The organism is Pseudomonas sp. A-RE-22 (assembly GCF_019956035.1).
GTDB classification, from domain to species: domain Bacteria; phylum Pseudomonadota; class Gammaproteobacteria; order Pseudomonadales; family Pseudomonadaceae; genus Aquipseudomonas; species Aquipseudomonas brassicacearum.
The window spans coordinates 206,107-231,999 of the sequence record NZ_JAHBCZ010000066.1 but is presented as its reverse complement, the minus strand read 5'-3'; the positions used below and the strand labels follow the sequence as shown (position 1 = coordinate 231,999).

The following is a 25,893-nucleotide window of genomic DNA, read 5'->3' as shown; positions in this document are numbered from 1 at the left end:
CCCAACAACCGATACCCCACCCCCGCCTCGGTCACAATGAACCGCGGTCGGGTCGGGTCGTCGGCCAGTTTCTGGCGCAGGTGGCCGACCACGATCCGCAGGTAGTGACTGTCTTCGGTGTGGGTCGGGCCCCAGATGTCCTTGAGCAGTTGCTGCTGGGTAATGACCCGACCCGGGTGCCGCGCCAGCTGCGCCAGCACGGCGTACTCCTTGCGAGTCAGGGCCACTTCGGTGTCGTCCAGCAGCACCCGTCGATACGCCAGGTCCACCGTCAGCGGGCCGAACTTCAGCGCGGCTTCCTGAGGCTCGCCTGCCGGGGCCTGGCGCAACAAGGCGCGAACGCGGGCGAGAAATTCCTGGATGCCGAATGGCTTGGTCACATAATCGTTGGCACCGTTGTCCAGCGCCTCGACCTTCTGCGCTTCGCTGGCCCTCACCGAGAGCACCAGCACCGGCACCGTCGACCATTGGCGAAACTCGCGCAACACCTGCTGGCCGTCCATGTCCGGCAAGCCCAGGTCGAGCACCAGCAGATCGGGTTTGTTCAGCGCCGCTTGGGCAAGCCCTTCAGCGCCAGTGCCGGCTTCCAGCACCTTGTAGCCTTGGGAACTCAGGCTGATGCGCAGGAATTTGCGGATCTGCGGCTCGTCATCGATGACCAAAAGGGTCGCGGTCTGGCTCATGGGGTTCGTTCGTTGCACTCAGGTGGAAAGGCAAGCAGGTGGGACGAGAGTAACCCAGCGCCGCTCAAGCTTCATCGTCCATGCCCGGTTGTGCCTGCAAGGGTAGGTGCAACGTGATGCAGGTGCCGCGTCCGTCGAGACCATCGGCCACGCTGATTCGCCCGCCATGGGCACCGACCATGCCCTGGCAGATGGCCAATCCCAACCCCGTGCCCTGCCCGCCCCGATCGCCGCGCGCGGCGGTGTAGAACATGTCGAAGATTTTCTCCCGTTCTTCTTGAGGGATTCCTGGGCCTTCATCGGCGACGGCAAAAAACACTTCGCCGTCCGTCGTACCTGCGCTCAGCAGCAGCCGCCCGCGGAGCGGAGAAAAACGTGCGGCGTTTTCCAGCACGTTCACCAAGGCCTGCTCGATCAGCGCCGCATGGACATACAGCAAAGGCAGGTCAGCAGGCACCTCGACGCCGACCGCCAGCGGCGCCAACACCGCCCGCAAGCGGTTCAGTGCGCTGCCGACGATATCGGCCGGCGACACCCAGTCCCGCGCCAGCTTCAGGGCGCCGTGGCCAAGACGGGTCATGTCCAGCAGGTTCTGGATGTAGCGATCCAGCCGCTCGGCCTCATCGCGAGTGCCTTCGAGCAGTTCGCGACGATCGGCCAGTGGGATCGCCTCCCCCAGCGCCAGCAGGCTGTCGATGCTGCCGCGCATGGACGTCAGCGGCGTGCGCAAGTCATGGGACACCGAAGCCAGCAAGGCGCTGCGCAGTTGCTCGGTTTCACCGTGCAGGCGCGCCGCTTCCAGGTCCTGGGCCAGTTGCGCCCGCGCCAACGCCTGGGCCAATGGTTGGCTGAGGGCCGCCAGTAAACGCCGACGCTGGCCGCTCAACGGCTTGCCTTCGTTCGGGCACACACCCAGCAATCCCAGTGGCCCGCCTTCCGCCGACAGCGGCCACCACCACCAGCGTCCGGATGGCAACGTCCCGGTGCCGGCACCGGCGGGCTGGTCGTGCTGCCAGGCCCAGTCGGCCGCCGCACGTTCGGCCTCGGTGAATGTCAACGGCTCGCCGGTCTCGACCTTCCAATCGCTCTGGCCGTCGCGATTGAGCAGGCAAAGCTGCAAGTCGTGCAGGCCGTTGAGGTGCTGCGCGGCGGCGCTGATCACCGCCTGGCGGTCGGTGGCGGCAGTGAGTTTGCGCGACAGGTCGAGCAGTTCGCCGGTTTCCTGCTGGGTGTCGCGCAGGGCCTGCAACTGGCGACGCTGGCGAGCGGCAAGGTTGCCGGTCAGGGCGGCCATGAGCAGGAAAAACACCAGGGTCAGCACGTCTTCTTCGCGCTGGATGGTGAAGGAAAAATTCGGCGGGATGAACAGGAAGTCATAGGCCAGGAACGACAGCGCCGCGCAGGCCAGCGCCGGGCCAAGGCTGCTGCGTACCGCCACCAGCAACACCGCCATCAGGAACACCAGGGAGATATTGGGCAGCGCCAGCCATCCCGAGATCCCCCAGGCCAATGCGCTGGCCGCCACGGTCGCCGTCAGCGCCAGCACGTAGTCGAACCCGGTCTGGACCGCGCTCGAACGCATTTGGGCGGGACGGGGCTGTTCATCGCTGTCCAGCACGTTGATTTCCAGTCCCCGGGCATCGCGCAACAAGCGTGAAGCCAAGCCACCGCCGAACAACCGTCGCCGCAAACGCGGCCGGGACTGGCCCACCAGCAGTAGCGTGGCGCGACGTTCGGTGGCGTGCTGGATCAAGGTCTTGGCGACTTCGCCGGCCCGCAACAGCACGACTTCGCCGCCGAGACGTTCAGCCAGCTGCTGGGCATTTTGCAGGTACTGTCGCGATGACTCGTCGTGCGCGACGCCGCTGTCTACGTGGACCAGGCTCCACGGCAGATGCCGGCGCTGGGCGACGCGGCTGGCGTGACGCACCAGACGTTCGGCCTGCACGTCGGCGCCCACCCCCACCAGCAATCGTCCGCGCACCGCCGGCGCGGCCTGGCCCAGTTGCCGATAACCCTGGGCCAGGTCGTTGTCCACCTGGGCGGCGGCGGTCTGCATGGCCAGTTCACGCAGCGCGGTCAGGTTGGTCTGGGTGAAAAACGCATCGATCGCCGCTCGCGCCTGCTCCGGCACATAGACCTTGCCATCACGCAGGCGCTCCAGCAGCTCGCGTGATGGCAGGTCGATCAACAGCAGTTCATCGGCTTCCTGCAAGACCCAGTCCGGCAGCGTCTCGCGCACCTGCACACCGGTGATGCCGCGCACCTGGTCGTTGAGGCTTTCCAGGTGCTGGACATTGACGGTGGTGTAGACATCGATGCCTGCGGCGAGCAGTTCCTGAATGTCTTGCCAGCGTTTGGCATGACGACTGCCGGGGGCGTTGCTGTGGGCCAGTTCGTCCACCAGCACCAAGGCCGGGCGGGCCACGAGCAGGCCGTCGAGGTCCATTTCTTCGAGCATGACGCCGCGATATTCCGAACGCACCAACGGTTGCTGTACCAGGCCGCCGAGCAGTGCTTCGGTTTCGGCACGACCGTGGGTTTCCACCACTCCGGCGACGACTTTCACGCCTTGACGCAGTTGGGTGTGGGCCGCTTGCAGCATGGCGTAGGTCTTGCCGACACCGGGCGCCGCACCCAGGAAGACCTTGAGCCGGCCACGGTCGTTGCGGGGCAGATTGGCTAACAGTGCGTCGGCGCGGCCGGAGTCGCTCATGGCGTGGAAATCTCTTTCAAATATTGATCAAACACCCTGTGGGGAGTCGGACCTGTGGGAGCAAAGCTCATGGGAAGTGGACCTGTGGGAGCAAAGCTTGCTCGCGATCAAGGCGACACTGTTCAACGGATGGACCGCTATCGTTCATCGCGAGCAAGCTTTGCCCCCACAGGCTTTGCTACAGCGGGCTTTTACTGCAGCAAGCTTTGCTCCCACAGGCGCCACTCCCACGGGTTTCACAGTTTTTCCAGGGCCAGGTTCAGCGCCAGCACATTCACCACTGGCGGGCCCACCAAGGATTGCTCAGTGTTGTCGTCGAGCAGTTGCTGCAAGGTCGAGGCCGGCAGGTTGCGCGCGGCGGCGACACGCGCCAGTTGATAGGCAATCGCCGCCGGAGGCAAGTGCGGATCCAGCCCACTGGCGGAAGTGGTCAGCAATGCCAGCGGCACCGGGCCCTGGCCGGGCACCTGGAGTTTTTGGGCGTCTTCGATTACCCGCGAGGCCAGGGCCGGATTGCTCGGGGAAAAGTTGCTGGCGCCGCTGGCGACCGTGGCGAAGGCACCAGCCGATGGCCGTGGATGAAACCAGGCATCGCCGGTGAAATCCTGGGCGATCAGCGTCGAGCCACGAACCTTGCCGGCCGCATCGACGATCAGGCTGCCATTGGCCTGGGCGGGAAAGGCGACTTGCGCCACGCCAGTGACCACCAGTGGGTACGCGACACCGGTGATCAGGGTCATCAGTAGTAACAGGCTCAAGGCCGGGCGAATCAGAGTGGACATTTCAAAATCCTCGAATTGAAGTAAATCCAGTGTTCAAAGCCTGTGGGAGTCACCTTGTGGGAGCAAAGCTTGCTCCCACAAGAAACGGCGAACTCAAACCAGCTTCAACGCCGTCAGCAACATATCGATCGCCTTGATCCCCACGAACGGCACCGCGATCCCACCCAGGCCATAGATCAACAGATTGCGTCGCAACAGCGCCGCAGCACTTGCCGCTTGCACTCGTACACCGCGCAGGGCCAGGGGGATCAGTACGACGATGATCAAGGCGTTGAATACGATGGCCGACAGGATCGCGCTCTGCGGACTACTCAGGTGCATGATGTTCAACACTCCGAGCTGTGGATAAATCGAAGCGAACAGCGCCGGCAGGATCGCGAAGTACTTGGCGATGTCGTTGGCGATGGAAAAGGTGGTCAGTGCACCACGGGTCACCAGCAGTTCCTTGCCGATCTGCACCACATCGAGCAATTTGGTCGGGTCGCTGTCGAGGTCGACCATGTTGGCCGCCTCCCGCGCGGCCTGGGTGCCGTCGTTCATCGCCATGCCGACATCGGCCTGGGCCAGGGCCGGGGCGTCGTTGGCACCGTCGCCGCACATGGCCACCAGCCGACCGTCATTTTGCTCATGACGGATACGCGCCAGTTTTTTCTCCGGCGTGGCCTCTGCCAGCACGTCATCGACACCGGCCTCGGCGGCAATCGCCGCGGCGGTCAACGGGTTGTCGCCGGTGACCATCACCGTGCGGATCCCCAGCTTGCGCAGCTCGGCAAAGCGCTCGCGAATGCCCGGCTTGACCACGTCCTTGAGATGGATGGCCCCCAGCAACCGGCCGTCCATGCAAACCAGCAGCGGTGTGCCGCCACTCTGGGCGATCTTGTCGACCTCCCGCGCCAATGCCTGCGGCAACTCATTGCGTGCAAGGCCGATGAAATCCAGCAACGAGTCCACGGCGCCCTTGCGGTAGATGCGGCCCCGATAGTCGACCCCGGACAAACGGGTTTCAGCACTGAACGGCACGGCCGCCAGCGCTTCGACGCCAGGCTCAGACTGTGGATGCAAACCTCGCAGGTACTCGACGATGGACTTACCCTCGGCGGTGTCGTCAGCCAACGAGGCGAACAGCGCGCCTTCGGCCAGTTCCTTGGCACTCACACCAGGGGCGGTATAGACCGCTGTACAACGACGATTGCCAAAGGTGATGGTGCCGGTCTTGTCCAGCATCAGCACATGCACGTCCCCCGCCGCCTCGACCGCACGGCCGGATTTGGCGATCACGTTCAGGCGCACCAACCGGTCCATCCCGGCGATGCCGATGGCCGACAGCAGCCCGCCGATGGTGGTGGGAATCAAGGTGACCAGCAGCGCTACCAGAAACACCAGCGGCAGGTTGGCGTTGGCGAAATGGGCGAACGGTTGCAGCGTCACCACCACCAACAGGAAGATCAGCGTCAGGCCGATCAACAGGATATCCAGCGCCACCTCGTTCGGCGTTTTCTGGCGCTTGGCGCCTTCGACCAGGGCGATCATGCGGTCCAGTGTGGACTCACCGGGATTGCTGGTAATGCGCACCAGCAGCCAGTCGGAGACCAGCCGCGTATTGCCGGTGACGGCCGAGCGATCGCCGCCGGACTCGCGGATGACCGGTGCCGATTCGCCGGTGATCGCCGCCTCGTTGACCGCGGCGATGCCTTCGATCACTTCACCGTCGCCGGGGATCATGTCGCCGGCCTCGACGCGCACCACATCACCTTTGCGCAGACGGGTGGCAGGGATGATTTCAAAACCGCTGTCGGTCTGGCGACGTGCGTTGAGGCCCTCGCTGCCGGCCTTGAGGCTGTCAGCGCGGGCCTTGCCACGACCTTCGGCCAACGCTTCGGCGAAGTTGGCGAACAGCACGGTAAACCACAGCCACAGCGCAATTTGCGCAGCGACAAAGGTCGGCACGGCGTTGTCGGGAATGAAGCACAACACGGTGGTGAGGATCGCGGTCAGCTCTACCACCAGCATCACCGGGGCGCGGTGCAATTGACGCGGGTCGAGCTTGACGAAAGCTTGCACCAGCGCTGGCCGCCACAGGGCCGAGATTGCGGTTTTCGGTTGCTCCGGCGCCTTGGCGACGACGGTTTTGCTCATCGGCATATTCATTTTCATATCCCTCAGAAGCCCAGGCTCAAGTGTTCAGCAATCGGCCCCAGGGCCAGGGTCGGCAGGAAGGTCAAGCCGCCCACCAGCAGGATGGTCACGGTCAACAAGGTCACGAACAACGGGCCGTGGGTGGGGAAGCTGTTCTGGCCAATCGGCGCGGTCTTCTTCAAGGCCAGGCTGCCGGCCAACGCCAGCACTGGCAGGATGTAGCCGAATCGGCCGATCAACATGCCCAGGCCCAGCATCAGGTTGTGGAAAGCTGTGTTGGCGCCGAACCCGGCAAATGCCGAACCGTTGTTCGCTCCCGCCGAGGTGTAGGCGTACAACAACTGGCTGAAACCGTGGGCACCCGGGTTGCTCACCGCTGCGGCCGGGCCGGGCAGACTTGCGGCGACGGCACCCAGCACCAGCACGCTGACAGGCATCACCAGCAGGGTTGCCACCAACAGTTGCACTTCCCGAGCGCCCAGCTTCTTGCCCAGGTATTCCGGGGTGCGACCGATCATCAAGCCGGCCAGGAACACTGCGATCAGCACGTTCAACAGCATCCCGTAGAGCCCGGCCCCGACGCCGCCGAAGATCACTTCACCGACCATCATGTTCACCAGCGCAACCATACCGCTGAGCGGATTGAGGCTGTCATGCATGCCGTTGACCGAGCCGTTGGACGCTGCCGTGGTGGTCACCGACCACAGCACCGTGGCGGTGGTGCCAAAGCGTGCTTCCTTGCCTTCCAGCGGCGCGGTTTGCTCGACGGCTGGATTGTCCAAGGCAGGGTTGGGCTGGTATTCGGCCCACAGCGACGTGGCACCGCCGATCAGGAACAGGGCAAGCATGCAGGCGATGATTGCCCGGCTCTGGCGCAGGTCCTTGACGTAATGGCCGAAGGTGAACACCAGCGCGACGGGAATCAGGATGATCGAAGCGACTTCGAACAGGTTGCTCCAGGCAGTCGGGTTTTCGAACGGATGCGCCGAGTTGACGCCGAAGAAACCGCCACCGTTGGTGCCCAGCTGCTTGATCGCGATCTGGCTGGCGGCCGGACCCAACGGGATGACCTGGTCAGCGCCCTGCAGCGTGACCCCGTGCACATAGTGCGCAAAGGTCTGCGGCACGCCCTGCCAGACCAGGAACAATGCCAGCAGCAGGCACAACGGCAACAGCCCGTAGAGAGTGGCCCGGGTCATGTCGACCCAGAAGTTACCCAACGTTGCGGCGGACTTGCGCCCGATGCCGCGACACAGTGCCACGAGCACGGCCAGGCCGGTGGCGGCGCTGACGAAGTTCTGCACGGTCAGGCCGACCATCTGGCTCAGGTAGCTTAGGGACGCTTCACCGCTGTAGGACTGCCAGTTGGTGTTGGTCATGAAACTCACGGCCGTGTTGAAAGCCTGGGTCCACTCCATGCCGGGCAATTGTTCGGTATTGAGCGGCAGATATCCCTGCAGCAGGAGAATGGAGAACAGCAACACAAAACCCGCCAGGTTGAACGCGAGCAAGGCCAGGGTGTATTTCTGCCAGCTCTGCTCAGCGGTGGAATCGACACCGGCCAGGCGATAGCAACCGCGCTCCACCGGGCCGAGGATCGGCGAAAGCCAAGTGCGCTGGCCTTCCATCACCCGGTAGTAAAAACGCCCCAGAAACGGTGCCGGAATCAGCACCAGGGCGAAAAAGGCGAGGATCAGCCCATAGTCATAACCGTGCATAGCCGCTCCTAGTTCCGATCTGCGCGCAATAGCGCAACCAGCAGATAAATGAACAGCGCCCCTGCCAGCAGCAGCGACACCCCGTCCAGAACACTCATGGGATTTCTCCGTGGTACGGCGTCGTGCCGTGTGTGGAGTGATTGTCGGTAGGAAGGCTGTAAAGGAACGAGATCGAGAGCCGGGCTGGGGGGTAAAGAATCCGTAAAAAGTGTTGGCTGGGCAGGCCTCATCGCGAGCAAGCAGGCTCCCACAGGGAGTCTTCAGTGGACGCGAATTCTTTATTCACCACAGACCCATGTGGGAGCGAGCTTGCTCGCGATGAGGCCTGCCCTGGCACCAATGCTCTGAACTGGGGCACAAAACCAAGCCATCCGATAGCGAACATCCCCGATACGACACGATTTCACCCATTACGACCGCCCTCGCCACACTGGCACGTCCACTGCACTGCCCCTCCCCAGCGCTTTTGCTATGGATCGAGGGGAGCCACCGATGAACACACAACTCAAACCCACCCTGGGCACCCTGCATTTATGGGGTATTGCCGTCGGCCTGGTGATTTCCGGCGAGTATTTCGGCTGGAGCTACGGCTGGGGCGTGGCCGGGACAATGGGCTTTTTGGTGACGTCCTTCATGGTGGCGGCCATGTACACCTGCTTCATTTTCAGCTTCACCGAACTGACCACCGCCATTCCCCATGCCGGCGGACCGTTTGCCTACAGCCGTCGCGCCTTCGGCGAGAAAGGCGGGTTGATTGCCGGCCTGGCGACGCTGATCGAATTTGTCTTCGCCCCGCCGGCCATTGCCCTGGCCATCGGCGCCTACCTGAACGTGCAGTTCCCGGCCCTGGACCCTAAACACGCAGCGGTCGGTGCCTATATCGTGTTCATGGGTCTGAACATCCTCGGGGTCAAGCTGGCCGCGACGTTCGAGCTGATTGTCTGCGTCTTGGCGGTGGCCGAACTGCTGGTGTTCATGGGCGTCGTGGCCCCGGCGTTCAGTTTCAGCAATTTTGCCCTGAACGGCTGGGCTGGTTCCGATGTGTTCGGCGCACCGGCCATCGCCGGCATGTTTGCCGCGATTCCCTTCGCCATCTGGTTCTTCCTGGCCATCGAAGGCGCGGCCATGGCCGCCGAAGAAGCCAAGGACCCGAAACGCACGATTCCCAAGGCTTACATCAGCGGCATCCTGACCCTGGTGGTCCTGGCAATGGGCGTGATGTTCTTCGCCGGCGGCGTCGGCGACTGGCGCACCCTGTCGAACATCAACGATCCCCTGCCCCAAGCCATGAAAACCGTGGTTGGCGAAAGCTCCGGCTGGCTGCACATGCTGGTGTGGATCGGCCTGTTCGGCCTGGTGGCGAGTTTCCACGGCATCATCCTTGGCTACTCGCGCCAGTTCTTCGCCCTGGCCCGCGCCGGTTACCTGCCCGCATCCCTGGCCAAACTGTCACGCTTCCAGACGCCGCACCGGGCGATCATCGCCGGTGGGCTGATCGGCATCGCGGCGATCTACAGCGACGGCCTGATCAACCTCGGCGGCATGACCCTGACTGCAGCGATGATCACCATGGCCGTGTTCGGTGCCATCGTCATGTACATCATGAGCATGCTCAGCCTGTTCAAATTGCGTAAAACCGAACCCAACCTGGAACGTACTTTCCGCGCCCCGGGCTATCCGATCGTGCCGGGCATCGCCCTGGTGCTGGCAGTGGTGTGCCTGGTGGCGATGGCCTGGTTCAACGCGCTGATCGGGCTGATCTTCCTCGGCTTCATGGCGGTGGGTTTCGTCTACTTCATCCTCACCGCACAGCTGCGTGCGGACGCTCCCGCCGATGCGATGCTGACCGGGCTTTAAGGTGAAGCCTGCCGAACGGGCGTAGTATTGAACCACTGCGAGCAACCTTCGCTCATAAGTGGTAGGTGCGATGGATCGGCGAAATGTTCGTCCGTCCATCGCCCCCTCAAGGAGAGCCCTATGCCCTGGTATGCCTGGTTGATTCTGATTGTTGCAATCGGCTCGATCGTTGGTGGTCTGATGATGCTGCGCGACACCGCCAACAAGGTCGAGTTGACCGATGAGCAACGCAAGCGCGTTGCCGAGCGCAATGCGGAAATGGATGCTAAGGAGGCCAAGGATCGTTGAATCGCAACAGTCCTGGCTGCATGACGCTGTGTGGCGAGGAAGCATCCTCCCTCGCCACACAGCGTGCTATTTCTCCCAATCCGCCTTGGCGATGTGCAAGCCATGCAACCCCTTGTATGCTGCCCGCTCAGGCTGGCTCCAGCCCTCCAGCAATGAATCCTCCAAGCGATAGATCTCAACCCCCAGCGGGCGACAGACGCTAAGGGGATCCTGCGCATCCGGCCCCCACATCGCCAGCGACAAGTCACCACCCGGGCAGGTGGACAGGGCGCACAACAGATCAATCTCGGCAAAAAACTCCAGGTAATCGCCCTTCTGCGCCGGACAGGCCTTCATGAAGTACATGTCGTCATGATTGAGTCCGGTGCACTGGAAAATATTCAGAACGTCATGCACATCGAACTCCGTCAGGCCGTGGGGCAACACCGCACGGGTCAGGTTCGAGTGGCAGTGATGATGAAAATCCTCCCCGGTCAGCATTTTGTTCACATACGGATCACAGCGCGTACCCAACAGATCATGCAGTCGTCCACCATGCTCATCGATACCATAACCGGCCAGACTGTCATCGGTGATGGTCACCAAGGGCCGCAGGAATGGCAGGTTCGACCACAACCGGTCATGGATGCTGACGTGGGCGCCTTGAAGCTGGCGCGTGCGCGCCGCCCACAGGCGCTCCCGCGGATCGTGGGCGTTCCAGACGTTGAAGTCCCCTACCTGCGGGCCCACGGGTGTAGTGACACGAAACACGTGCCCAGCCGGCACATGCCAGGCGCGGCCAGTACGGATTGGCACTTCGAACTGCTCGATCAGCATGCGCTTGTCCTGCTGGGTGCGGATACGGTCGTAGAAGGATTTGTCCACCTGCAGGGCTGAACCTTTGCTGACCTGGTAGGCGGCTGGGTAGTCTTTGTACATGGCACGAATCCTTGATCAGTGGTGATGGGTGGGAGTCAGCAGTTGCAAAAGCAGTTGCTCGGAATCGTCCAGGTAAAGACTCATGGCTTCGTGGGCCGCAAGCTTGTCGCCCTTGGCCAGGCAATCGTGGACGTAGCGGTCACGGGCCAGCCACGGCGCCTGGAAACGCGCCTCATCGGGCGCGGAGCTAAATACCAGGCGCAGTTGCGCAACCACATTGGTGAAAAACTCATCAAGTAATGGACTGCGCATCAATCCGACGATGTGCTGATGGAACGCCAGTCCATGGGTACCGACCGAACGCCAGTCTTCAAGCTCCCGAGCCAAATCCGCCGCCTCGAGGGCTTCGAGCATCCGGTCGGATTGATACTCACGCAATGACTGGCTGCCCAAGATGGCTTGAAGCTCCAGGGTGCGACGGACCTTGAACAGATCTCGCACATCATCGGCACCTAACCTGCGGACCATCACCCCTTTGTTACGCACGTAACGGGTCAACCCTTCCTGGCCGAGGCGATGTAACGCTTCGCGGATGGTGTTGCGCGAGGCGTTGTAGGCTGAGACCAAGTTGTTCTCTACCAGCGCCATACCTGGCAGCAAGTGACCGCCGATGATGTCGGCGCGTAGCTCCAGGGTGATCTGATCCGCGAGGGATAGTGTATTGGTCATGGGAGGGAGGCCTTGGATTGTTGAACAATCGGTTGGCTATAGATAATCATTATTTATGCCAACGCCTGGAACGCTTCCAGAACTCGTCCAAAATTTGCATCCGCCGGACGGCAAAAAGGCCAGTCAATTTGACCGGCCTCCTTCAATCACAAACTCAATTCACTTCCAGCTTGTCACGGTTCCTGTCTAGAATCGCCTTGCCGATCCCCTTGACCTCCAGCAACTCCTCCACCGAAGAAAACGGCCCATTACTCTCCCGATACGCAACAATCGCTTCGGCCTTGCCCTTGCCGACTCCTGATAGCTCGCGCTGCAGTGTTGCCGCATCCGCCCCGTTTAAATCCACCCGGGCGCCCTGCGTTTTGGCTCGCTGCTCCACGGCCTGCGCCGTAGAGACCGATTCGGGCTTGACCGCTGGGGCGGCGATAGCAGCAATCGAGGCGCTGGTAAGAAGGGCAAAGATCAGAGAGTAGAAATAGCCTGTACGCATAAATGACGCTCCATGACATCGTTAAGAGAGAAGCAGCTTTTCCGAAGCCGCCTCTCAAACTTAGGCGATGATGTATCGCTGTCAAAAATATGTACGTTACAGCTTGTGTAATAATCAGGGTTCTAGGCGACGTTGCTGGTAGATCCAGTCGACGATCTCGCCGTCCGGCACGTAACCACTGACGGTATCGCGCAGAAGCTGGCGCACACGAGCGTAATCATCGTGCTCAATGGCGCAGAACAGATCATGCAATTTCAACTTCAACACATCCCAAGGCAGATGATCCTCATTGGCTGCCATGATCATGGGATGCTCGGTCGCGACGACGTTATCGCCGATCAACAGCTCTTCATACAGCTTTTCGCCGGGCCGCAGGCCAGTGAACTCGATGGAAATATCGCCTTGTGGGTTGCGCTCGGAACGGATGCTCAAACCCGACAGATGAATCATCTTTTCCGCCAATTCGACAATCCTCACTGGCTCCCCCATATCCAGCACAAACACATCGCCGCCCTGCCCCATGGAACCGGCCTGAATCACTAGCTGTGCAGCCTCGGGAATCGTCATGAAGTAGCGGGTGATTTTCGGGTGCGTGACCGTCAAAGGCCCCCCGGATTTGATCTGACTATGGAACAAAGGAATGACAGAACCCGACGAGCCCAGCACATTGCCAAAACGAACCATTGTGAAACGGGTTTTGTTCACCCGCGACACATTGGCTTTGTCACCAAACAGCACGGGCGCAACTTCCCGGCTGAGGGCCTGGAGCGTCAATTCGGCCAAACGCTTTGTGCTACCCATGACATTAGTCGGGCGTACCGCCTTGTCGGTAGAAATCAGCACAAAATTGGAAACCCCCGACTGCAAGGCAGCCTGAGCGGTGTTCAACGTGCCGATGACATTGTTCAAAACACCTTCGGCGATGTTGTGCTCAACCATTGGTACATGTTTGTAAGCGGCAGCGTGATAGACCGTGTCCACTTTCCAGGTTTTCATCACATCCAGCAGCTTATCCTGACGACGGATAGAACCAAGAATAGGCAGTAATTTAACCGGTACCGACTCTCGGGTGACTCGCTGTTCCAACTCAGAAAGAATGGTGTAAAGGTTGAACTCACCGTGATCGAACAGCAAAAGCGCGGTCGGCCCCAGGGAAAAGATCTGCCGGCACAACTCCGAACCGATCGACCCTCCAGCCCCCGTCACCATCACTGTCTTGCCCTTGATACAACGCTCGAGCAGATCGGCCTGGGCTGGTACCGCATCGCGACCGAGCAAGTCAGCGATATCCACCTCTTGGATGTCTTCAACCTTGACCCGACCGCTGGCCAGATCGGTAAAATTCGGGACACTGCGCACGTGAAGCGGAAAACCTTCCAGGAAATTGAGAATTTCCCTACGACGCGCGCGGGTAGAAGACGGCAGCGCGAGGAGGATTTCCTGCGCGCCCGTTACATCGATCATTTGTTGGATGTGCTTGGGTTTGTAGACCTGCAACCCGGAAATCGATCGATCCGCGATACTCGGATCATCGTCGATGAATGCTACCGGCCGCATCACCTTCCCCATGCGCAGCGCCGCGACAAGCTGATTGCCTGCGACCCCCGCGCCGTAAACCGCGACTTTAGTCAAGCCATCATCGCGATTGGTGAACGGAATATGCTGTGCCCCGGTGAACCAGTCCCCCATGAAGTACTGGCGCATGCATAGACGCAGGCCGCCAATGATGACCATGCTGAGCCACCAGTAGTTGAAGATGATGGAGCGGGGGACAACGGTTTGGTGGTTGCTGTACCAGTAGACGACGACGGCGAGGATCAGGGAAGACAGGCTGACGGCTTTGATGATGGCAACGAGAGCGTCGTTGCCGAAATAGCGCATGACGGCGCGGTACATTCCGAAACGGATGAAGAGCGGGATGGCGATTGTGGGGGCGAAAGCGAAGAGCCAGAGGTGGACCTTCAAGGGGTTGTACATGTCATCGATGCCGAGGCGGACGATGAAGGCAAGCCAAAGCGCCACCCATACAAGCAGGATGTCTGTGGAAACCTGTATCAACCTTTTCCGGCGCCGAGGAAGCCCTACCAGGTACGCCCTCGCTTTATCCATGGATTCGTCAAACACCTCAGCCTCTCCTTACGTAGTGACCCCTTATAAGCGCATGTCATCCACGTTAAGCCAAATGACAGAACTGTTACTCAGCTTTTCATCAAGGCTTCTTCGAGGTGGCCCGCACGAAACTTTATTGCCAGCATCAGTAATGGAGCATAAGCCAGAATCATACCCAAACTACCATCCATGCCATAATGAATAACGCCTAAAGCTATAGGTAACAACCAGAAAACATTGATCAGCCCTACAGCCACCGTAACCGGTAAATGGTTGCCATACCGGCGGGAAGCAAACTGATAGGCATGGCTGCGGTGCGCCTCGTAAACCTTGTCGCCTCTGAGCAAACGGCGAAACAATGTCAAAGTAGCATCAACGATAAATATGCCAAGTAGGATCAGCCAACCCCACAATAGTTCCGCCGAGAACCAGGCGGCTTGAAGCGAGAGCCCTCCGAGCACAATGCCCAGAAATCCGCTCCCAGCATCCCCCATGAAAATCCTGGCGGGGGGGAAATTCCAATAGAGAAAACCGGCTACGGATGCAGCTAATAACAGTGGTCCCCAGATCAGTTGCGTTGCACCGCTAACCCAATACAGAAGACACGCCCCTAGACAGACGCAAATAGCCTCAACACTGGCTATACCATCGATTCCATCCATGAAATTGTAAAGGTTGAGCAGCCACACCAGATAAAACAACGCCAACCCATGCCCCCACCACCCCAAGTCCAGCGCCCATCCGCCAAACTGAATCACGGGTAGCCCGCCAAGCCAGAACAACAACCACATTGAAGCAGCGAAATGCCCCACCAGGCGCCAACGAGCGGCGATGTGCCCGTGATCATCCACAAATCCAATCACGGCAATCATGGTTCCCGCCCCGAAAATCGCCCAAAAAGTCGAGGAAACGATCAAGCCTGCCGACAACAGCATCGCCAACGCCAACATGAATCCCAGAACAATTGCGACCCCGCCGCCTCGAGGTGTGGGAACTGAATGAGAGCTTCGAGCGTTGGGGATATCGATCAGGCTTCGAGATAAAGCGTACTGGCGCAAAGCCCACGTGAGGGAAAAAGACACAGCGACAATGACAGGGATAAACCAGCCATAACTCATGATTTGCAGGAGTCCAGAAAATGTTGCGCCGTCAGGCCCAAAGCTTTATCGAGGGGGACCGGAGGTATCCAGCCCAATAGTTGTCGGTTTTTACTTATATCTACCTGTAAGGAGCCAAGGATGCGTTCCGACAATGCACGCTGGCCCAATAACGCTGCCACCCTCTGCATCAGCGTGACAGGTATTGGCAATAATCTGGCAGGCCTCCCCAGCGCATTCCCCAACTTGCGCAATAATTGTGTGGTAGATACATCTTCGCCATCACTGGCCAGGAATATTTGATTGGCAGCCGCAGGATGATCGGAACAGGTCACGATGAAATCCACCAGATTCTCGATAGCAACAAGACTGCGCTGGTTGTGAACGGCGCCGAACGGCAGAGGAACACCACGATACAGCCAGCGCATCAAGCTAAGAAAATTGGCTTTGACACCTGGGCCGTATATCAACACCGGGCGAATAATGACAACCTCCATGTCTGTATCGGCAGCAAGTATCGTCAACCCTTGCTCAGCCTCAAGCTTAGAGATCCCATAGGGGTCAGTCGGAGCAGGTAAGTCATCGGCGCTATATACGATACCTGGCGCCCCCCCCTCTCCATTCACCTTGATTGAACTGATGAAAATAAAACGTTTCACACCGGACACCACTGCCTGGCGAGCGAGGTTCAACGTAGCCTCGACATTGACTTCACGAAACGCAGCGAGCGGATCGAGAGAGACTTCATTCATGATGTGAACGCGAGCAGCAGTATGGATAACAACATCGACGCCAGCCAGCGCCTCACTCCAGTCATTTGCACCGTTGAGACCGGTCAACGGTAGAGAAAGCACGCCTGCCGGAAACTTGGCAGGCACGGCTCGCATCGGTGCCACGATAGAACACCCAGGCAACTGCACTAATCGATTTATTAATGCACGTCCTACAAAACCATTACCACCAGTAATTAGAAAGCGTTTAGCTCTCATCGGTGCCCCTTGAGAATATATAAGAACACCTATGCTCTGCCAGTGTGCATAGATTCAAAGCAGCGACCGATAAATCTCCGCATAGGATTTTGCCATTGAATCAGCTGAAAACATTCCTTCAAAACGCTGTGCAGCCGCCTCTCCCATCGAAGCCGCAACCGCTGGTTGATTCCAGAGGTAGTTCATTGCCTGCGCCAGCGCAACAGAGTCGCGAGGAGGTACAACCAATCCAGTTTCTCCTGCGATATTGATGTAAGTCGTGCCAGAACCAATCTCGCAAGAAATCATTGGTTTCCCGTACATGGCCCCTTCAAGCAACGAAATACCGAAAGATTCGGACCTGAGGTGTGACGGGAAAACGAATGCATAGCAGAGCGTCAGCAGAGCCGCTTTATCTTCATCAGGCAAGCCTCCGAGAAAATGCACATTCGACAGCCCCAACTGATTCGCCTGAGCTTTCAACTCCATTTCAAGGTGTCCGCCCCCCAGAATGACGACGGGCAGTTGAGTGTTTTTTGCAGCTTCAAGCAGATAGTCCAGCCCTTTATAGTAGCGCAGAGCTCCCACAAACAGGAAAAAGCGCTCCCCCAGACGCGAGCGCCAGACGCCCAGCTTTTCAGCAGAGGGCGTGGGGTAGGTTTGCCGATCCAGCCCATAGGGAACAACGTGAACCTTGTCTTTGAATCGCGTCAATACTGGACTGCTTTCAGCGTAGTTGGGCGATGAAGCAACAATGCAGTCAACACTCGACAAGAAACGGTTCATCAAGGGCTGATAAAGCTTGAGGAGTGTCTTTTGCTTGACGATATCGGAGTGATAACTGACAACGGCGGGCTTGCGAATTCGACTGACGAAATGCACAAGATCCATGTAAGGCCACGGAAAATGGTAATGGACAATGTCTGCTTTCTGCGCCAACTCGGCAAAATCCTTGAACGCCGACAGAGAGAAACCGGTGGACGCTACATGCAGGTCGAGCTTGGAGCGATGAGTCAGGTGATGTCCCACCGGCTCATTGCGCGCCGCACCTCGCTCACTGAGGTAAAGCACTTCGGACTCAAAGCCGTGCCTTATTCCACCTTCAGCAATCTGAAAGATGACCTGTTCAATGCCACCCATGGTCTCCGGGTAGTATGTCTTGAAGAAGTGCAGAACCTTGATCATTGTCCCTCGACCACCTTCCGATAAACCTGAAGCGTTTCCATTGCGCAGCGTTCCCACGAAAACCTCGCCGCATGCCACAAGCCTTGCTCGACCGCGCTGGAACGCCACGACTCATCTTCCAGACCACGCTGGATGAGCCCTGTTAACGTTCCGACGTCCATGGCGTCGCACATCAGGGCCGCATTGCCAGCGACCTCCGGAAGCGACGAACTGTTAGAGCAAACGACAGGGACACCAGAACTCATGGCTTCCAGAACCGGCAAACCAAACCCTTCATACAATGAAGGAAAGGTAAAAAGACGAGCGCCGGCAAACAGCAGAGGAAGTTCTTCACTGGGTACAAACCCCAGGTAAAAGGCCCAGCCCTCACGGCGGGCGCTTTCGAGCCGTTGGTGAATACTTTCGTTGCGCCAGCCGTGATAGCCGGTGAGCACCAAAGGCCAGCGCTTGCGCACTGCCAACGGCAGACGTGAATACGCATCAAGCAACGTCTCGATATTCTTGCGAGGCTCGATCGTCCCGACAAACAGGCTGTAACCACCCATCTCGAGACCATGGCGCGAAAGCGCACTTTTGAGGTCTTCCGCACTACGAGGATGAAACTCGGCGGAACTGGCCAGCGGCACCGTATGAATACGCTCAATAGGCCAGGAAAAGTACTCCGCCAACTCTTTACGCGTGTACTCGGAGTCCGTGATCAACGCGTCTGCTCGTACCATCGTGGCCTTCAGCTCTTCCTGCAAGTAACGCACAAGTTGCGGCGCATGGCAGTGAGACCAGGTGAATGGAGACAGATCGTGGAATGTAGCAACACTGCGGCCAGCAAAGGGCGGCAGAAAGTAATTCGGGCTATGGTAAAGAAACTCACCATGATTTTTTAACGCGTGCTTCCTGAGCAACGGCATAAGGAGCCGATACGCTTCAACCGCCAGGAAGTTTTTCTGCACCGCTCGCTTCAAGCCGTAACCACTACCCGACTCGTTGGCAGCCGTAGGCAACGCCGGCAAAAATCGCCGACCGGCAAAAAATTGCAGGTCGGTGATTTCAGGATTCTGCTGCAGTCGCAGCGCCAATTCGTAGGTGTAACGACCAATACCAGTCAGCGGAAACCGGACCGGCTCAACAGAAAGAATTAACTTCATCTACTCGGCCGTCAGCATCCAGCTCAGGGTTTCGTCCAGAGAAGGTGTTGACCAGCCGGGAACCAGTGCACGTAACCGTGAGTTATCTCCGCACAACGTTTTCACCTCATTGGCCCGCACAAAGGCCGGATTCACTTCGACCTCAATATCGTGCCCGGTCAACCCTCTGCACATTTCGATGACTTCACGAAGCGAATGGGCATTGCCAGAGCTGACATTAATAGTCTGCCCCAGCGGCTTGGCCTCGATAAGTCCTCGATAGGCCTTCACCAACGCGCGAACATCGCTGAAATCACGCCATACATCGAGGTTGCCCAATTCAATTTTTTTCGCCTTACGCCGGAAATGGGAAATAATTTTCGGCAGCAAGAAATTCTCGGCCTGGCCAACACCGGTGTAATTGAAAGGACGAGTAATAACGATGGGCAAGCGTTCGTGCCAAAGGTTGGCCATGTACTCCATGGCCAACTTGCTAACGGCATAATCGTTGGCTGGCGCCGGAGTTGTGGTTTCCGACAACAGGCCACCCGAAGCGTTGCCATAGACATTGGCACTGCTGGCGATCAGCACACAATCCAGGGGTTTTCCACTGGCCGCGACAGCTTCCAGCAAGTTACGCGTGCCGATCAAGTTCACTTGATAGAACGCGTCCGCTGCGCCATGCCCGACAAACGCCAATGCCGCGAGATGAACCACAACATCAGGTTGAATCTTTGCCAGCAACGTGCGCAACCCCGGGCCATCGCCTAGATCCACCTGGTAATAATTGCGCTCATCGGAAGGCTGACTACCCAACCCGACAACCTCGTAGCCATGAGCCCGAAGTTCATCCGCCATGTAACGACCAGTGAAGCCTTGAATACCTGTAATCAGCGCACGTTTGCCAGCAATGGTCATCAGAATGAAAATCCTTGTTCATTACGACGCAAGTCGGCTTCAACCATCATGCGGCACAATTCTTCCAGGGAGGTTTTCGGCTCCCAACCCAGAACTTCCTTGGCTTTGGCCGGGTTGCCAATCAGCAACTCAACCTCAGTCGGGCGGTAGAATTTCGGGTTGATCGTGATCAGTACCTTACCAGTAGCCGCATCAGTGCCTTGCTCGGCCTCCGCAGTACCCGCCCAGGAAATAGTGATACCCACAGCCTTGAACGCCATGGAAACGAAGTCGCGAACAGTCTCGGTGCGGTTAGTCGCCAACACGAAAGTGTCCGGCTCATCGGCCTGCAGCATGCGCCACATTCCTTCCACGTATTCCTTGGCAAAACCCCAGTCGCGCTTGGCGTCGAGGTTGCCCAGCTCCATCTTGTCCAGCAGGCCCAGCTTGATCTTGGCGACGGAGTCGGTGATTTTGCGGGTCACAAACTCACGGCCACGCAGTGGGGATTCGTGGTTGAACAAGATACCGCTAGTGGCAAAAATGCCGTACGACTCGCGATAGTTGATGGTCATCCAGTGAGCGTAGAGCTTGGCAACGCCGTAAGGGCTGCGCGGATAGAAAGGCGTGCTTTCGATCTGCGGGATAGCCTGCACCTTGCCGAACATCTCGGAGGTGGATGCCTGGTAGAAACGAACCTTCGGATTAACGATCCGAATCGCTTCTAGGAGGTTTACCGCACCGAGACCGGTGATCTCTGCAGTGGTGATCGGCTGCTCGAACGAAACACCCACAAAGCTCTGCGCTGCAAGGTTGTAGACCTCGGTGGCTTCGGTGGTCTGCAGCAAACGAATGCTGGCAGACAGATCGGTCAGATCGTATTCGACCAAATGCAGATTAGGGTTGGACTGGATGCCCAACTCTTCGATACGCCAGAAATTGACAGAACTGGTACGACGGTAGGTACCGTATACGGTGTACCCCTTCTCCAGCAGCAGTTCCGCCAGGTAGGCGCCGTCTTGACCAGTGATGCCGGTAACAATTGCTTTCATGCGAATCCTCTAAACTCCATTTTGAGCTTTGGTTGGCTTGCTCACAAAAATAAGATGCACGGCTAGAGCCGCAGCGACCATTCTGGTCCGCAATGATACCCAAATTGCCTGCTCTGAAGGAACTTTAAAAAGGGCAAGCCCCCCTGACCTCCTATCGTCTCAAGCCCCTTCGCCTCCCCATAAAACCAGCCTCCTTTATAGCCATAGCCGTATAAAAACCATGAGCCCCATAAAAACCCCGACACAAAAGTGGCGAGGTTTTGACTCAGCAGAGGTCAGGCTTTGCAATTTTTAATAGCCATCGTTTTGCCACCAACCAGCAAAAATCAGCATCGTGTCACGCTTAGCGTCGAAATTACCTAGCGCCATTTTTTCGCATCAGGCCCTGCCTGATCCTGGCCAGAGAGTCAGCGATTCTAGAGGTTACGAACTCACGACCACGCAGCAGAGACTCGTGGTGGAAGAGGATGACATTGGTAACGAATACCTCTGCGACGCTCGATAGCTGATAGTAGCGAATTGTTCAGGCCTGTCGCACCAAGGTAGTGTGGCAGGCCGGTCGCGCAACCAACACACGCGCCCCTGCAGCAATTGATGCACACAACTCGCACCTAGGTTATCATCCAGCCCCTTGAAGACATGAGGCTCAACCCTCTGGCGGCGCTACTTCATAACCTGACACGGATGTGAGCTTTGCGACATGATGATGGATATCATGAGAATAATTTGGTGACTGTTGATGTGGCGGCAGTATTGAACTTCCCTGCTACAAGGGCTTACCAACACCAGCCCTGCGCACAGAACCTCAGTGATCACCAGAAGTGCTTTCTGAGTGCCGTTGGTTTCTCCGTGCCCGCTGTCCGTTCACGCGCGGCAACTCACCTTCATTCAACGCCCGTCAACTTAAGATTTCTATTTTTTCATGGCCGTCGAATCTTCGATTCCAAGGCAAGCTGACGGCAGCATGGCCGCCCCGTACAGAATTTTCTTATCCGGTAACCGATATGGCTTCAGTAAAACTTCATAACGGGAAAGCCTTCAGCTCCGAGGCAGGCACATCAATGCTCGACAGTGCCAGGACTGAAGGCATCACCCTCGAATACAGCTGCAGGACTGGACGCTGTGGTGTTTGCAAAACCAAAGTTCTCTCCGGTGAAACTGAAGCGTTCAAGGACGAGACGTCTTTGACACCCGATGAGAGCGCAGCAGGATTGATATTGACGTGCTGCCGCCACGCCCTCACCGATGTGGAGATTGATGCCGAAGATCTTGGAGCACTCGGAAACGTTGTCGTAAAGACACTCCCCTGCAGAATCGACACGATCAGCAAGCTCGCCGACAACGTTGTGGAAGTCATCCTTAGACTACCGCCCAATAGCAAATTCACTTATTTGCCAGGACAGTACCTCGACATCATCGGTGAAGCGGGCCTGCGCCGTAGCTATTCCATTGCCAATGCCCAGCGCGCTGACGGAAAACTGGAATTACAGATCCGGGAGGTCGAACAGGGCGTGATGTCGCAGTACTGGTTCACCAGCGCGAAGACCAACGACCTCTTGCGACTGGAAGGCCCTTTAGGCACCTTCAGCCTGCGTGAAAAGGACGTTAAGAACATCGTTTTCCTGGCTACGGGCACGGGTATCGCTCCCGTTAAGGCCATGCTTGAGCAATTGCTTGCCAATCCCTCGATGGCCGCCGGGAAGAAGGTTTTCATCTATTGGGGGGGCCGTACGCTCAGCGACATCTATTGGGAGCCGCAACTTCAAGGACTGGACGCCACCTTCATACCGGTCCTGTCGCGGGCGGACGCTCAGTGGGCAGGACGGACGGGCTATGTACAATCGGCGCTGATCAAGGATGCAATCGATCTCACGCAATCGGTCGTCTATGCCTGCGGCTCGGAAGACATGATTCATTCCGCACGGGATGTACTGACAACTTCGGGACTGCTCGCTAAACACTTTTATTCAGATGCATTTGTAAGCTCAAACTGAAAAGGAGCAATGATGAAAGCGGTCATATTGGCAGGCGGGTTGGGTACACGCCTGAGCGAAGAAACTAGTGTACGTCCGAAACCCATGGTCGAAATTGGTGGTAAGCCAATCCTCTGGCACATCATGAAAATGTATTCCGCGCACGGCATCAATGATTTCATTATCTGCTGTGGATACAAAGGCTATCTAATCAAAGAGTACTTCGCCAATTACTTCCTGCACTCGTCGGATGTAACTTTCAACATGCGTGAAAACACCATGGAAGTACACGACAAACGCGCCGAGGACTGGAATGTCACATTGGTTGACACCGGTGATACTTCGATGACCGGCGGTCGCTTGCGCCGCGTAGCAGATTACGTTAAAAATGAAGAACTGTTCTGCTTCACCTATGGTGATGGCGTCGGCGATATAGACATCAGCGCCACCATTGCCTTCCACAAACAGCATGGCAAGGCAGCGACGCTCACCGCCACCTATCCCCCTGGTCGCTTTGGCGCGCTGGACATCAAGCAACACCAAGTTCTTAACTTCAAGGAAAAGCCAAAAGGCGACGGCGCCATGATCAATGGCGGTTTTTTTGTATTGTCTCCTCAAGTCCTCGAATACTTGGTCGACGACAGCACTGTCTGGGAGCAAGAGCCCTTGATGGGGCTGGCAGCAGACGGCCAGTTGATGGCACATGAGCACCAGGGCTTCTGGCAGCCAATGGATACTCTGCACGATAAAAACCTGCTGGAAAAACTTTGGCAAAATGGCAAGGCACCTTGGAAATCCTGGGAATAATATGAAAGCTACCGTCACAGCTGCCTTCTGGAAGGGAAAGAAGGTATTCCTCACAGGTCATACCGGATTCAAGGGCAGCTGGTTGTCCCTGTGGCTACAAGACATGGGCGCGCACGTCAAAGGTTTCGCGCTGGCACCGCCTACAACGCCCTCGCTCTTTGAACAAGCGCGCGTTGAGCAAGGCATGGCATCGCAGATTGGCGATATTCGCGACCTGCAGACCATTACTGAAAGCATGACGGCTTTTGATCCAGATATTCTGATCCATATGGCTGCCCAACCCTTGGTCAGGTTGTCATACCGAGAGCCTGTCGAGACCTATGCCACCAATGTCATGGGTACTATTCATGTGCTGGAGGCTGCACGCAAATGCCCAAGCCTTCGCGCAATCGTCAATGTCACGACTGACAAGTGCTACGAAAACCAGGAGTGGGAGTGGGGCTATCGTGAAAACGAACCGATGGGCGGCCACGACCCTTACAGCAACAGCAAAGGCTGTGTAGAGCTGGTCACCTCCGCCTACCGCAATTCATTCTTTAAAGCTGATGACGCGCCCGCCCTAGCCTCGGCACGTGCCGGCAACGTGATCGGTGGGGGTGACTGGGCAGAAGATCGCCTCATTCCCGACATTCTGCATGCCGTCGAAAAAGGCCAGCCGGTGATCGTTCGCAACCCGAAAGCGACGCGCCCGTGGCAACATACCCTTGAGCCGCTCAGCGGTTACCTTGTCCTGGCCCAACACCTGTGGGAGCATGGTCATGCATTCGCACAAGGCTGGAATTTCGGCCCCCGGGATGAAGATGCTCGTCCCGTCGAATGGATACTCGATCACATGGTCGGAGCATGGGGCGCCGGTGCGAGCTGGCAACTTGATAGCGAATCTCAACCCCATGAGGCGCGCTATTTGAAGTTGGATATTTCCAAAGCCAAAACCCATTTGAAATGGGAGCCTACCTGGAGCCTGGAAACCACACTAACCCGCATCGTCACCTGGCATCGCGCCTGGTTGCGAGGCGAGGATATGCATGCCCATTGTGTGAACGAAATCAACAGCTACATGGCAGCCATGGCCGCTGGCGACTAACCAATTAAAAGCTTTAAGCAGGAAATACTATGACCCCCGATATGCTCCGTCAGGAAATCAGCCAGCTCGTTGAGCGTTACGCCCAGATTGCCTTGGCTGCCAAACCTTTTGTTGGGGGCGAGACCGTCATCCCACCCTCCGGCAAGGTGATTGGCGCGCGCGAACTACAACTGATGGTCGAAGCATCCCTTGATGGTTGGCTGACTACCGGTCGCTTCAATGCTGAATTCGAAAAGAAATTGGCCGAATTTCTCGGTGTCAATTATCTCATTACCGTCAACTCGGGCTCGTCGGCCAACCTTGTTGCTTTCAGCACACTGACCTCACCCAAGCTAGGTGACCGTGCCATCAAGAAAGGTGACGAAGTCATTGGCGTGGCTGCAGGCTTCCCCACCACTGTCAACCCTATCGTCCAGTTCGGTGCGATACCGGTCTTCGTCGATGTCGACATGGCGACTCATAACATTGATCCTGAGTTGATCGAAGCAGCCATCACCCCCAAGACCAAAGCGATCATGCTCGCCCACACCCTTGGTAACCCGTTTAACCTGGGCAAAGTCAAAGCCCTGTGCGAAAAGTACAATCTCTGGTTGGTCGAAGATTGCTGCGATGCACTCGGTGCGACCTATGATGGCAAGCTGGTTGGCACCTTTGGCGACATCGCTACTTTGAGTTTCTACCCGGCCCACCACATCACCATGGGGGAAGGTGGCGCGGTGTTCACCAATAACGCCCAGCTCAAATTGATTGCCGAATCGTTCCGTGATTGGGGACGCGACTGCTATTGCGCGCCCGGTTGCGATGATACCTGCGGCAACCGTTTCGGCCAGCAATTCGGCAGCTTGCCACAAGGTTACGATCACAAGTACGTGTATGCCCACTTAGGCTACAACCTGAAGATCACCGACATGCAAGCGGCCTGCGGACTGGCGCAGCTCGACCGCGCACCCGAGTTCATCGAAACTCGCAAGCGCAATTTCAAGCTACTCAAGGAACGCCTGGCGAGCCTGAGCGATTTCCTTGAAATCGCCGAACCAACCCCCAATAGCGACCCGTCTTGGTTTGGTTTCCCAGTCACTCTGAAGGAAAGCGCTGGGGTCAAGCGTGTCGACCTGCTCAAGTTCCTGGATCAGAACAAGATCGGTACCCGCCTGCTGTTTGCCGGTAACCTGACCCGCCAGCCGTACTTCCATAACGTCGAGTACCGCGTCGTGGGCGAACTGACCAATACTGATCGGACCATGAACCAGACCTTCTGGCTGGGCGTCCAACCCTCCCTTGGCCAAGAGCATTTCGATTACGTCGGTGAAAAACTGGAAGAGTTCTTCGGGATCGGTTTCTAA

Annotated in this window: 23 protein-coding genes; 6 read left to right on the top strand and 17 right to left on the bottom strand. The window is 57.8% G+C overall.

Annotated elements, in window-relative coordinates; all coding sequences use genetic code 11:
- The 6 genes from KGA89_RS26670 to kdpF form a co-directional block, all read right to left on the bottom strand.
- A partial coding sequence (locus tag KGA89_RS26670; RefSeq protein ID WP_223472952.1) for a response regulator occupies positions 1-683 on the bottom strand: 683 nt, incomplete at its 3' end.
- A 64-nt stretch (positions 684-747) separates the two neighbouring features.
- On the bottom strand, positions 748-3,399 hold the full coding sequence (locus tag KGA89_RS26665; protein WP_223472951.1) for a sensor histidine kinase: 2,652 nt from the start codon (positions 3,397-3,399) through the stop codon (positions 748-750).
- A 236-nt stretch (positions 3,400-3,635) separates the two neighbouring features.
- Positions 3,636-4,181 carry a potassium-transporting ATPase subunit KdpC gene (gene kdpC / locus KGA89_RS26660; RefSeq protein WP_003199308.1) on the bottom strand — a complete coding sequence of 182 codons (546 nt, stop codon included), beginning with the start codon at positions 4,179-4,181 and terminating at the stop codon, positions 3,636-3,638.
- Positions 4,182-4,274: 93 nt separating this feature from the next.
- The gene (kdpB, locus tag KGA89_RS26655; protein WP_223472950.1) at positions 4,275-6,329 is read right to left on the bottom strand and encodes a potassium-transporting ATPase subunit KdpB; all 2,055 of its coding nucleotides are present in this window, start codon (positions 6,327-6,329) and stop codon (positions 4,275-4,277) included.
- A gap of 11 nt (positions 6,330-6,340) precedes the next feature.
- The gene (gene kdpA, locus KGA89_RS26650) at positions 6,341-8,035 is read right to left on the bottom strand and encodes a potassium-transporting ATPase subunit KdpA (RefSeq protein ID WP_223472949.1); all 1,695 of its coding nucleotides are present in this window, start codon (positions 8,033-8,035) and stop codon (positions 6,341-6,343) included.
- Positions 8,036-8,043: 8 nt separating this feature from the next.
- Entirely contained in the window at positions 8,044-8,133 is a 90-nt protein-coding gene (gene kdpF, locus KGA89_RS26645; protein ID WP_032833236.1) for a K(+)-transporting ATPase subunit F, read from the bottom strand.
- Positions 8,134-8,527: 394 nt separating this feature from the next.
- Between kdpF and eat the strand changes: the two genes are divergently transcribed.
- Both eat and KGA89_RS26635 read left to right on the top strand, forming a co-directional pair.
- Positions 8,528-9,892, top strand: coding sequence for an ethanolamine permease (eat, locus tag KGA89_RS26640; RefSeq protein ID WP_013692567.1), 1,365 nt, complete (start codon positions 8,528-8,530; stop codon positions 9,890-9,892).
- Positions 9,893-10,012: 120 nt separating this feature from the next.
- A complete protein-coding gene (locus KGA89_RS26635; protein WP_003183831.1) occupies positions 10,013-10,180 on the top strand; it encodes a DUF2897 family protein in 168 nt (55 codons plus the stop codon).
- 66 nt (positions 10,181-10,246) lie between these two features.
- Here KGA89_RS26635 and KGA89_RS26630 read toward each other — a convergent pair whose 3' ends face one another.
- From KGA89_RS26630 to KGA89_RS26580, 11 genes are all read right to left on the bottom strand, one after another.
- The gene (locus KGA89_RS26630; RefSeq protein WP_223472948.1) at positions 10,247-11,098 is read right to left on the bottom strand and encodes an urea carboxylase-associated family protein; all 852 of its coding nucleotides are present in this window, start codon (positions 11,096-11,098) and stop codon (positions 10,247-10,249) included.
- A gap of 15 nt (positions 11,099-11,113) precedes the next feature.
- Positions 11,114-11,767, bottom strand: a complete 654-nt coding sequence (locus KGA89_RS26625; RefSeq protein WP_223472947.1) for a GntR family transcriptional regulator — start codon at positions 11,765-11,767, stop codon at positions 11,114-11,116.
- Positions 11,768-11,921: 154 nt separating this feature from the next.
- The gene (locus KGA89_RS26620; RefSeq protein ID WP_223472946.1) at positions 11,922-12,257 is read right to left on the bottom strand and encodes a ComEA family DNA-binding protein; all 336 of its coding nucleotides are present in this window, start codon (positions 12,255-12,257) and stop codon (positions 11,922-11,924) included.
- A gap of 114 nt (positions 12,258-12,371) precedes the next feature.
- On the bottom strand, positions 12,372-14,366 hold the full coding sequence (locus KGA89_RS26615) for a polysaccharide biosynthesis protein (protein ID WP_223472957.1): 1,995 nt from the start codon (positions 14,364-14,366) through the stop codon (positions 12,372-12,374).
- An 89-nt stretch (positions 14,367-14,455) separates the two neighbouring features.
- Positions 14,456-15,484: an MraY family glycosyltransferase gene (locus tag KGA89_RS26610; RefSeq protein WP_223472945.1), complete on the bottom strand. Its 1,029-nt coding sequence runs from the start codon at positions 15,482-15,484 to the stop codon at positions 14,456-14,458.
- Positions 15,481-16,452: a UDP-glucose 4-epimerase family protein gene (locus KGA89_RS26605; RefSeq protein ID WP_223472944.1), complete on the bottom strand. Its 972-nt coding sequence runs from the start codon at positions 16,450-16,452 to the stop codon at positions 15,481-15,483. Before KGA89_RS26605 ends, KGA89_RS26610 begins: the two co-directional genes overlap by 4 nt.
- A 54-nt stretch (positions 16,453-16,506) precedes the next feature.
- A complete protein-coding gene (locus tag KGA89_RS26600) occupies positions 16,507-17,616 on the bottom strand; it encodes a glycosyltransferase family 4 protein (RefSeq protein ID WP_263292863.1) in 1,110 nt (369 codons plus the stop codon).
- Entirely contained in the window at positions 17,613-18,758 is a 1,146-nt protein-coding gene (locus tag KGA89_RS26595) for a glycosyltransferase family 4 protein (RefSeq protein WP_223472943.1), read from the bottom strand. The genes KGA89_RS26600 and KGA89_RS26595 overlap by 4 nt, the downstream gene beginning before the upstream one ends.
- On the bottom strand, positions 18,759-19,655 hold the full coding sequence (locus tag KGA89_RS26590; RefSeq protein WP_223472942.1) for a GDP-mannose 4,6-dehydratase: 897 nt from the start codon (positions 19,653-19,655) through the stop codon (positions 18,759-18,761).
- Positions 19,655-20,686, bottom strand: coding sequence for a GDP-mannose 4,6-dehydratase (gmd, locus tag KGA89_RS26585; RefSeq protein ID WP_223472941.1), 1,032 nt, complete (start codon positions 20,684-20,686; stop codon positions 19,655-19,657). The genes KGA89_RS26590 and gmd overlap by 1 nt, the downstream gene beginning before the upstream one ends.
- 355 nt (positions 20,687-21,041) lie before the next feature.
- Positions 21,042-21,206 carry a GDP-mannose 4,6-dehydratase gene (locus tag KGA89_RS26580; protein WP_411740623.1) on the bottom strand — a complete coding sequence of 55 codons (165 nt, stop codon included), beginning with the start codon at positions 21,204-21,206 and terminating at the stop codon, positions 21,042-21,044.
- Between the two features lie 484 nt (positions 21,207-21,690).
- On the opposite strand from KGA89_RS26580, the gene KGA89_RS26575 reads away from it, so the two are divergent.
- Genes KGA89_RS26575 through rfbH form a run of 4 tightly spaced genes read left to right on the top strand, consistent with a single transcriptional unit; the run spans position 21,691 to position 25,893 of the window.
- Positions 21,691-22,680, top strand: coding sequence for an FAD-binding oxidoreductase (locus KGA89_RS26575; protein ID WP_223472940.1), 990 nt, complete (start codon positions 21,691-21,693; stop codon positions 22,678-22,680).
- Positions 22,681-22,692: 12 nt separating this feature from the next.
- Positions 22,693-23,466 (top strand): glucose-1-phosphate cytidylyltransferase, encoded by a 774-nt coding sequence (rfbF, locus tag KGA89_RS26570; protein WP_223472939.1) that lies wholly within the window; start codon positions 22,693-22,695, stop codon positions 23,464-23,466.
- 1 nt (position 23,467) lies between these two features.
- Positions 23,468-24,550, top strand: coding sequence for a CDP-glucose 4,6-dehydratase (rfbG, locus tag KGA89_RS26565; protein WP_223472938.1), 1,083 nt, complete (start codon positions 23,468-23,470; stop codon positions 24,548-24,550).
- Positions 24,551-24,579: 29 nt separating this feature from the next.
- Positions 24,580-25,893: a lipopolysaccharide biosynthesis protein RfbH gene (gene rfbH / locus KGA89_RS26560; protein WP_223472937.1), complete on the top strand. Its 1,314-nt coding sequence runs from the start codon at positions 24,580-24,582 to the stop codon at positions 25,891-25,893.

Excerpts from the sequence above, each read along its gene's own strand:
- KGA89_RS26665 (WP_223472951.1), bottom strand. The coding sequence starts at position 3,399 with ATGAGCGACTCCGGCCGCGCCGACGCACTGTTAGCCAATCTGCCCCGC.
- kdpC (WP_003199308.1), bottom strand. The coding sequence starts at position 4,181 with ATGTCCACTCTGATTCGCCCGGCCTTGAGCCTGTTACTACTGATGACC.
- kdpB (WP_223472950.1), bottom strand. The coding sequence starts at position 6,329 with ATGAATATGCCGATGAGCAAAACCGTCGTCGCCAAGGCGCCGGAGCAA.
- kdpA (WP_223472949.1), bottom strand. The coding sequence starts at position 8,035 with ATGCACGGTTATGACTATGGGCTGATCCTCGCCTTTTTCGCCCTGGTG.
- kdpF (WP_032833236.1), bottom strand. The coding sequence starts at position 8,133 with ATGAGTGTTCTGGACGGGGTGTCGCTGCTGCTGGCAGGGGCGCTGTTC.
- eat (WP_013692567.1), top strand. The coding sequence starts at position 8,528 with ATGAACACACAACTCAAACCCACCCTGGGCACCCTGCATTTATGGGGT.
- KGA89_RS26635 (WP_003183831.1), top strand. The coding sequence starts at position 10,013 with ATGCCCTGGTATGCCTGGTTGATTCTGATTGTTGCAATCGGCTCGATC.
- KGA89_RS26630 (WP_223472948.1), bottom strand. The coding sequence starts at position 11,098 with ATGTACAAAGACTACCCAGCCGCCTACCAGGTCAGCAAAGGTTCAGCC.
- KGA89_RS26625 (WP_223472947.1), bottom strand. The coding sequence starts at position 11,767 with ATGACCAATACACTATCCCTCGCGGATCAGATCACCCTGGAGCTACGC.
- KGA89_RS26620 (WP_223472946.1), bottom strand. The coding sequence starts at position 12,257 with ATGCGTACAGGCTATTTCTACTCTCTGATCTTTGCCCTTCTTACCAGC.
- KGA89_RS26615 (WP_223472957.1), bottom strand. The coding sequence starts at position 14,366 with ATGGATAAAGCGAGGGCGTACCTGGTAGGGCTTCCTCGGCGCCGGAAA.
- KGA89_RS26610 (WP_223472945.1), bottom strand. The coding sequence starts at position 15,484 with ATGAGTTATGGCTGGTTTATCCCTGTCATTGTCGCTGTGTCTTTTTCC.
- KGA89_RS26605 (WP_223472944.1), bottom strand. The coding sequence starts at position 16,452 with ATGAGAGCTAAACGCTTTCTAATTACTGGTGGTAATGGTTTTGTAGGA.
- KGA89_RS26600 (WP_263292863.1), bottom strand. The coding sequence starts at position 17,616 with ATGATCAAGGTTCTGCACTTCTTCAAGACATACTACCCGGAGACCATG.
- KGA89_RS26595 (WP_223472943.1), bottom strand. The coding sequence starts at position 18,758 with ATGAAGTTAATTCTTTCTGTTGAGCCGGTCCGGTTTCCGCTGACTGGT.
- KGA89_RS26590 (WP_223472942.1), bottom strand. The coding sequence starts at position 19,655 with ATGACCATTGCTGGCAAACGTGCGCTGATTACAGGTATTCAAGGCTTC.
- gmd (WP_223472941.1), bottom strand. The coding sequence starts at position 20,686 with ATGAAAGCAATTGTTACCGGCATCACTGGTCAAGACGGCGCCTACCTG.
- KGA89_RS26575 (WP_223472940.1), top strand. The coding sequence starts at position 21,691 with ATGGCTTCAGTAAAACTTCATAACGGGAAAGCCTTCAGCTCCGAGGCA.
- rfbF (WP_223472939.1), top strand. The coding sequence starts at position 22,693 with ATGAAAGCGGTCATATTGGCAGGCGGGTTGGGTACACGCCTGAGCGAA.
- rfbG (WP_223472938.1), top strand. The coding sequence starts at position 23,468 with ATGAAAGCTACCGTCACAGCTGCCTTCTGGAAGGGAAAGAAGGTATTC.
- rfbH (WP_223472937.1), top strand. The coding sequence starts at position 24,580 with ATGACCCCCGATATGCTCCGTCAGGAAATCAGCCAGCTCGTTGAGCGT.